Genomic DNA, 7,345 nt, shown 5'->3' with positions numbered 1-7,345 from the left:
AGTTGCAGCCATGCGCGATGTTGGCGAACGGCCCGCCATGCACGAAGGCCGGGTTGTTCTCCAGCGTCTGCACCAGGTTCGGCTGCATGGCATCCTTCAGCAGCACAGCCATGGCGCCGTCGGCCTTGAGGTCGCGGGCATAGACGGCTGACTTGTCGCGGCGATAGGCGACGATGATGTCGCCGAGGCGCTTTTCCAGGTCCTTCAGGTCGGTCGACAGGCAGAGGATCGCCATCACTTCCGAGGCGACGGTGATGTCGAAACCGCCCTCGCGCGGGAAGCCGTTGGCGACGCCGCCGAGCGAGCAGATGATCTCGCGCAGCGCGCGGTCGTTCATGTCCATGACGCGGCGCCAGACGACCCGGCGGGTGTCGATGCCGAGCTCATTGCCCCAGTAGATGTGGTTGTCGATCAGCGCCGAAAGCAGGTTGTGTGCGGTGGTGATGGCGTGGAAGTCGCCGGTGAAGTGGAGGTTCATGTCCTCCATCGGCACGACCTGCGCATAGCCGCCGCCGGCGGCACCGCCCTTGACGCCGAAGTTCGGGCCGAGCGAAGCCTCGCGGATGCAGACGATCGCCTTCTTGCCGATGCGGTTCAGGCCGTCGCCGAGACCAACCGTGGTCGTGGTCTTGCCTTCGCCGGCCGGCGTCGGGTTGATGGCGGTTACGAGGATCAGCTTGCCGTCCTTGTTGCCCTTCACCGATTTGATGAATTCGGCTGATATCTTGGCCTTGTCGTGGCCGTAGGGCAGCAGGTGTTCGGTCGGGATGCCGATCTTCTGGCCGATCTCCTGGATCTGCTTTTTCCTGGCGCCGCGCGCGATCTCGATGTCGGACTTCACTTCGGCCATGACGGCTTTCCTCTGGATTGGACGGTGGAGGGGACGGGTTTGGTCTTACTGGCAAGCAGGTTGGAACCGGGCGCGGGCATGTTCTAACCCTGTCGCTGCCGCGGCGTCAACTTGTATGCAACTATGTTTCCTCTTGAGAAAATTCTTCTGCGGACCGGCCGACCTGTCGTCGGTTCTTCCTGGCTCCGTTGCCGCGCCGTATAGAAGCCAGAGGACGCGTCGTTCCGCCGTCTCAAAACAGCCGCACAATGCACGGAATGCGACAGAGGCGACGGCGCAAATTCACCATCGCCTGGTCCCTAATGGAACAGCGCTACTGCGTCAGAACGTTGCTGATTTCGACCATGTTGGAGCGCACCCTGAGCACATAGAAGCCCATCGTCGTCAGATGCGTCGGCAACAGCCAGCCATCCTCGCGGCCATTGGCGATGATGAAAGGCTGGATCTTCAGTGCCGAAACGAACTGCGAGTCCATCGTGTCCCAGAGGTTCTGCAGATGCTTTTCCTTGATGACGTCCTCGAAGTCGGCCTGGGCGCCCTTCATCAGGCCGTAATAGCCATAGAGCTGGCCATAGGCGAACCAGTAGCGGTCGTCGGCGCGGAAGTCGAACCAGCCATTGTTGTGGTTCTCGGCGCGTTCCTTGAGGATCGCCGAGGTCGAGCCGATGTCGGACGAGATGCGGTCGATATACTGTTTCAGATTGTCGGCGCGGGCGTCGAATGTCGCCTGGCAGGTGGCAAGGCGAGCGTTGAAGGAACGCAGCATGCGCACGGCGTCGCGATAGTAGCTCGGCGTCGGTGTCTTGGGACCGAACGGGTTCAGGCCGAAATACCAGGTCTCCTCGTCGAACTGCAGGTTGCCGCGGGCATTCTGCAGATCGCTGTCGATCTGCGAGGTGGTGCGGACGCGGCCGAGATTGTCGGCGAGTTCGGTCGCCGTGCGCCGCACCGCCTGGTTGATGCCGCGCTGGAAGGAGGCCTTGTTGTCCATCCACGGCGTGTTGTCCCAGTCGATGCCGAACAGGCCGAGCTTGTAGAGGATCATCGACGAGATCCAGGCATTCTGGTTGACGTTGAAGTCGGTCAGGTCGGCGGCGATCTGGGCAATGCCGGAGTTGCCGCAGGTCTTGGCCGTGTCGGTGCCGGCGCCGGCGGAGACCTGTTCGCCAGCGGAGACATTGCGCTTCTCGAACGTGTAGGTGTCTGGATAGTTCGGGTTGAAATTGTTCCACCACTGGGTGGCGTAGAAGAAATTGGCATAGAGGCCGATCAGCACCAGCAGAGCAAGGCCGACCGCCGCCTTGAGGATCCAGCCGCGTTGCGTGTACCAGCGTCCGGCCCACAGGAACGGCCACAGGATGACGCCGATCAAAAGCCCGATACCGCGGCCGATCCACTGGAAAATGCGGGTGAAGAAGTTCACGATCGGATCGAGCATGGCTGTGTCACCCCCTCAAGCATGATGCCAAAAAGTTGCAGACTTTTTGGATAACATTATGCGCCAAAACAAGAAGTTAGAACGAAATAACGGTTCATTTCGTTCTAGTCAGTCAGGCCGTAGAGGCGCGTGCGAAACGCCACCTTGTCCTTCAAATATGTGGTTTTGAGAACGTCCACAACATGCGATCGCCAGGCGTCGCTGAAGCCGCCATAGTCCTTGTAGAAGCCGTCCTTGTTGAAGATGTAGCGCGAGACGAAGTCCGACGGCACGAAATCCGAGATCAGCCGGTTGGTCAGCCAGGCGTCAGGATGGTCAGGCTTGGCGCGGATCACCAGGAAGCGCTGCTGCGGGAAGACATCCTCGATCTTCAGGTGGCCGAGCTGGGCGATCTCGCGCTTGGCGGCGTTGAGGAAAGGGAAATTGCCGTCCCTGGTGATCAGGTCGGCATGGCTCTGGAACCAGGTCTGCAGCCAGACCTTGTCGACATTGGTCAAGTTGCGGTTCGGCTCGGCATCGCGGATCAGCGCGCGCACCACCATCTCGGCGCGGTGCTCGAGGTAGCCCGAGGCCTCGACCCAGGAGGCGCGCGGCAACTCGATGCGGCCGGTGGTGGCGAGGAACTTGAACACCTTGTCGGCGTCGTTAATGGAGAGATAGCTGACCTGCCACGGCCGCGAACGGCGGAAGCCTGGCGCCGCAGGATCGCTGATCACTGTCGTCACATCCGGGTCGACGAAGACGTAAAGGCCACCGAAATGGCTGGTCCAGTAGGCGTTGTGGCGGAAGATCACCTGGTCGGGCACCAGCGCGTTCTCGCGGATGTCGCCGCAGATCTTGGCGAGCTCGACCATGCGGTTCAGCATGGCGCTGTCGCGCCAGGCGTCGGGCTCCTGCTTCAACCGGTCGACGAGCTTGCCGAGCTCGGCGGCCTTGCCCAGCACATCCTCAGCCGACAGCACCTTGAACTCGACCTGGCTGATCGACAGCAGGTCCTCGATATCGTTGACCTTGGGAACGGAATCCTCGATCTCGCCGTAGATGACATCCTTGATCGTCAGCGCATCGATGGCGCGCTGGTTCTTGGACATGAACTCGAACATCAGCTGCGAGGTGTTGGAGAAGGCGGTGTGCACCACCGGCAGGTCGATCTGCGACGGCGTCAGGATGATGAAACGGCGGTTGACCTCGTTGGGATCGAGATAGTCGTAGTCGTCGCATTCCTCGGCCACTTCGGGCGAAAAGCCGGTGCGATCGATCTGGAAGGTCTTCAGCTTGGTCGGCTTCAAGCCGAATGCGGCGAGCGCCTTGTTGTAGCGCTGGATCAGATGCGGCTCGTCGACCGTCAGCAGCCGGCCATAGATCAGCTCATTGTCGCGCAGGAGATCGGGTTTCTTGGCGGGGCTCATCTTGCCTTCTCCCACAAGGGGTGAAGGGAAGGCCGGCGCAGCTCACGCATTCCATAGCCCCTTCTTCTTCATCTCCTCCATCTCGCGCGCAGCCCGTTCGCGCAGGCGGGCGTCGCGCAGCAGTTTTTCCACGGCGGAGTCGTCGGACTTGTCGGAATAGCGGAACTCCGAGTCGGCGTAGCGGTTGATCTCCTGCATGACCATGTCCATCGAGAACGGCCCGCGCAGTTCCTCGATCATCGCTTTCTTCTCGTCGTAGCCCTTGTGCATGAAGACTTCCGGCTTCTCGAACCAATCGTCGGGAAGCTCGATGTCCATGGCGCGCATCTTGATGGCGTCGGTGACATTCTTGATGGCGCGACCGGTGAAGCGGGGCTCGGCATCCTTGATCAGGTGCAGATAGGTGCCGATATCGGCCATCGATTTCGGCGCGCCGTTCTCCTTCATGTAGCGCTCGTAGACCTTCATCAGCCCATCTTCCTGCGGCTTCTCGTGCTCCTCATAGGCTTCGGTCACGGCGCGCTGGATTTCCTGCGCGGCGTAGAGGTCGTGTTCGCCGAGCGGGATCTTATGGTTTTTCCCCGCCAGCAGGACAAAAATATCGATGTAGTCGTCGCGGCTCTGCGGCCCGTCGACCAGCCAGCGGGCGCCGGCGCGCTGGCGCAGCGCGTCGTCGACATTTTCGGGGTAGTTGGAGAACATGCCGAACGAGCAGTTGCCGCGCACCACGGTGGCGGCGCCGGCGAAGGCGTCCATCAAGACGCCTGTTATCTCCTGCTGGCCGGCGGAGGCGCGGTCGTCGGAGCGTCTGGCGGCCACCTGGTCGATGTCGTCGATGGTGCCGAAGCCGATGACGCGTGGGTTCAAGACATTGTTGATGAACTGGCGGCAGTTCTGGCCCGACTTGCCCTGGTAGGACGAGATCTGGTCGACGCCGAAATTCTCGTAGGCGAAGGGATAGCCGGCGACCTGGCAATAGCCGTTGACGAGGCCGGCGATCATCTGGATCAGCGTCGTCTTGCCAGTGCCGGGGGCGCCGTCGCCGATGAAGGTGAACAGGAAGCCGCCGAGCTCGACGAACGGATTGAGTTCGCGCTCGAAATCATAGGCCATCAGCATCTTGGCGAGCTTGACCGACTGGTATTTGGCGATGTGGTTGCCGACGACCTCTTCCGGCTTCTTGAAGGTCATCACCAGCGGTTTTGAGCGCTTGCCCGGCGCGACGTCGAAACCATCGAGAGTGAAATCGTCGGCATCGATGCGGATATGGGCGTTCTCGAACGGGCCGATGCCGTCGAAGCGGCCCTTGCGGGCCAGAAGCCCGTCGATGGCGACGCGGGCGAAGGCGCGTGCCCTTGTCATCAAATCGGCATCATCGGACGATCCCGAGATCGCCTTGTCGAGGCCAGCGAGGATCGACTTCACCGCATCCTGCGGCGTGTCGAACAGGAAGTCCGGCTCGGGGATGTCGTTGGGTGCCTCGCCGTCGCTGTCGATCAGCTGGAACAGGTAGGAGGCGAGGCTGAAGGCGGAGATGTAAGCCGAGGCCGACAGAAGCTTCTTGAAGGTGGCCGCTTCGTCGCCTTCGAGCGGCGCGCGGGTATTCCTGGCCTGCAGGCTTTCGAGGTCGGAGCCTTCGGCAAAGACGTCCGATATGGCCAGCGCGATCGCCGTGCCGCGCCGGGCGCGAAACAGGAGCGTGTGCTGCGGGATGGTCAGCAGCTGGTCGTCGAGATGAACGGCGCCGACGGTCTTGGCCAGCTCGACCTCGCGCGTGCGACGCACCGAGCCGACCGAGACGGTCGAGACGAAGCGGCGGTTGGTGCCGGCAAGCGCGGTGCCGGACTCCCGTGACGGGTCCTCCAGCACGACGATGCGGGTGATGAAGCTCTGCGCGGTGGCGCGGTGCTTCTCGATGGCGGCTTCCGGAATGGTGGTCAGGCCGGTATCCATGAAGGGTGCTCCGTGGTGTGACGGTCAGACGTCTGAGATGACCTGTCCGTTGGACAGGATATGAACCTTGTAGCCGGCAAAAATCTTCTGTGCTTCGCCGGCGGCGTAGAGTGCCTGATAGGCCTCGTGCGGAATCAGCGCATGGTTTTCATAGCTCGACACGCCCTGACGCGCGGCTTCCAGATCATCAGTGTTGATGAAGAATTCCTGCGTTGTCTTCTCACTCGAAAACAGGCCCTTGCGGCCGGGTTTCTCGCTCTTGGAATAGACCTCCTGGATCGTCCAGGTCAAAAGCCAGGCATTTTGCGGCTTGCGCACCTTGGCCAGAACCTCGGTCACCGTCGAATTGTTGTCGGTAATCCCCACCGAATAGAACGGGCCGAGCACGACGCGGCGCAGCTGCTTGGGGTGCAGCGGTTCGAAATCCTTGTCGAGGTTGACCGCGATGGTCGCCGGCGACAGCGTATAGGCGGAGTTCTTCTCGGTGAAATCGTCGAAACGATGGGCAAGCTCGGGATTGAGCAGGCCGTCGACCGGCAGCGGAATGTCGACCGTCTCGTTGAGTTTGCCGTTCCTGTCGACAAGCTGGCGGATCATCGCGTCGGAAGAATCCTCCACCGTCACCATGTAGACCAGAGGCAGGTTGGCGCTGCCGTCGAACGTCGCCCAATGGACGAGATAATAGGGCCGTCCCGTCTTCGGATTGACCGAGACCTTGGCGGTTTGCGCCAGCGTGAAGGAACCGAAGGTGTTCTCGCTTTTCACGTCCTCGAGATAGAGCCGCTCGGCCATCGACTTCTGCAGCGCCTCGGGGAATTCCTTGTGGCGCAGGATGAAGTCGGCCATTTCCTCGCGCAATTCGCCGGCGAGCGGGATGTTGGCAAGCCGCGCGTCGGCCTGGCGGCGGTCGTTTTCCAGTTCGAGCAGGTTCTGGAACACCGGGAATCCGCTTTCGGCCCGCGAAATGCGGAACGTGTCCATGAAGCCCAGCCGGTTGCGCCAGCAGGAAAACGACTTGTCGAGCCGGGCGATGTATTCGGCGACGATCTTGGCGACGATGCCGTGCCGGTAAAGCGGCGAGCGATCGTCGCGCATGAACACTTCAAGGCCGCTCAGCGCGGCCGTGATGGCGGAGAAATATCGTGCCGCCGCTTCGTTTTCGGGGGTCATGCCTGTGCGCTCGCGGGCAGTCCTATCACCCCTAAGACTGCACGTAGTTTGCCGAATTGTGCTTCTTCAGCACCTCGTCGAAGCGGCGGGCAAAGGCATCGTCGGCCAGCTTCTTGCGGCGCTGGATGTCGGCGGTGGCGACCATGTTCTTCTCGTGCATCTCGAGTAGGTCGCCGATGTGTTTTTGCGAAGCAGCACCGATGCCGGCCATGGTTTCCTCGGCGGTGTTGTCGACCTGGCTGCCCAGCGTGTTGATCTTGTGGGCGACGTCCTGCTGGGCGGCGGTCTTCAGCGAATCTTCCAGCGCCTTGTAGAGCACGATGCGCTGCTCGGTATCGATGGTCAGCTTGTTGATCAGCGTCGATTGCGCGGCGATCTGGTTGTTGAGCGAATCGACGAAGGTCTGGAACATCGAGGTGTAGCGCTCGAGCGTCTGGCTCTCGGCCAGCAGCTCCTGCTCCTTGGCCTGCTTTTCGTTGTATTCCGTCGCCAGCTTGGAGCGTTCGCCTTCGAGCTGCGTGCGGT

4 protein-coding genes and 2 pseudogenes are annotated in these 7,345 nt (G+C 61.5%); all 6 read right to left on the bottom strand.

The annotated features are described in order from the left end of the window. Positions 1–787, bottom strand: a pseudogene (locus EN879_RS39730) (formate--tetrahydrofolate ligase); the annotation flags it as partial. Positions 788–1,163: 376 nt separating this feature from the next. Continuing rightward, positions 1,164–2,288, bottom strand: coding sequence for a DUF2333 family protein (locus tag EN879_RS04995; RefSeq protein ID WP_013529949.1), 1,125 nt, complete (start codon positions 2,286–2,288; stop codon positions 1,164–1,166). Between the two features lie 104 nt (positions 2,289–2,392). Next, complete coding sequence (locus tag EN879_RS04990) at positions 2,393–3,697, bottom strand: DUF6638 family protein (RefSeq protein WP_063168857.1); 1,305 nt, start codon at positions 3,695–3,697, stop codon at positions 2,393–2,395. 42 nt (positions 3,698–3,739) lie between these two features. Beyond that, complete coding sequence (locus EN879_RS04985) at positions 3,740–5,650, bottom strand: ATP-binding protein (RefSeq protein WP_063168856.1); 1,911 nt, start codon at positions 5,648–5,650, stop codon at positions 3,740–3,742. Between the two features lie 24 nt (positions 5,651–5,674). Continuing rightward, on the bottom strand, positions 5,675–6,820 hold the full coding sequence (locus EN879_RS04980; protein WP_063168855.1) for a hypothetical protein: 1,146 nt from the start codon (positions 6,818–6,820) through the stop codon (positions 5,675–5,677). A gap of 31 nt (positions 6,821–6,851) precedes the next feature. Continuing rightward, a pseudogene (locus EN879_RS04975) lies at positions 6,852–7,345 on the bottom strand (hypothetical protein); the annotation flags it as partial.

The organism is Mesorhizobium sp. M7A.F.Ca.AU.002.02.1.1, from assembly GCF_003998535.1.
GTDB lineage: Bacteria > Pseudomonadota > Alphaproteobacteria > Rhizobiales > Rhizobiaceae > Mesorhizobium > Mesorhizobium ciceri.
Note: the sequence above shows the minus strand (reverse complement) of the source record. Positions and strands in the feature narration are given on the sequence as shown.

Coding starts and splice junctions, on each gene's coding strand:
- EN879_RS04985 (WP_063168856.1), bottom strand. CDS start 5,650: ATGGATACCGGCCTGACCACCATTCCGGAAGCCGCCATCGAGAAGCAC.
- EN879_RS04995 (WP_013529949.1), bottom strand. CDS start 2,288: ATGCTCGATCCGATCGTGAACTTCTTCACCCGCATTTTCCAGTGGATC.
- EN879_RS04980 (WP_063168855.1), bottom strand. CDS start 6,820: ATGACCCCCGAAAACGAAGCGGCGGCACGATATTTCTCCGCCATCACG.
- EN879_RS04990 (WP_063168857.1), bottom strand. CDS start 3,697: ATGAGCCCCGCCAAGAAACCCGATCTCCTGCGCGACAATGAGCTGATC.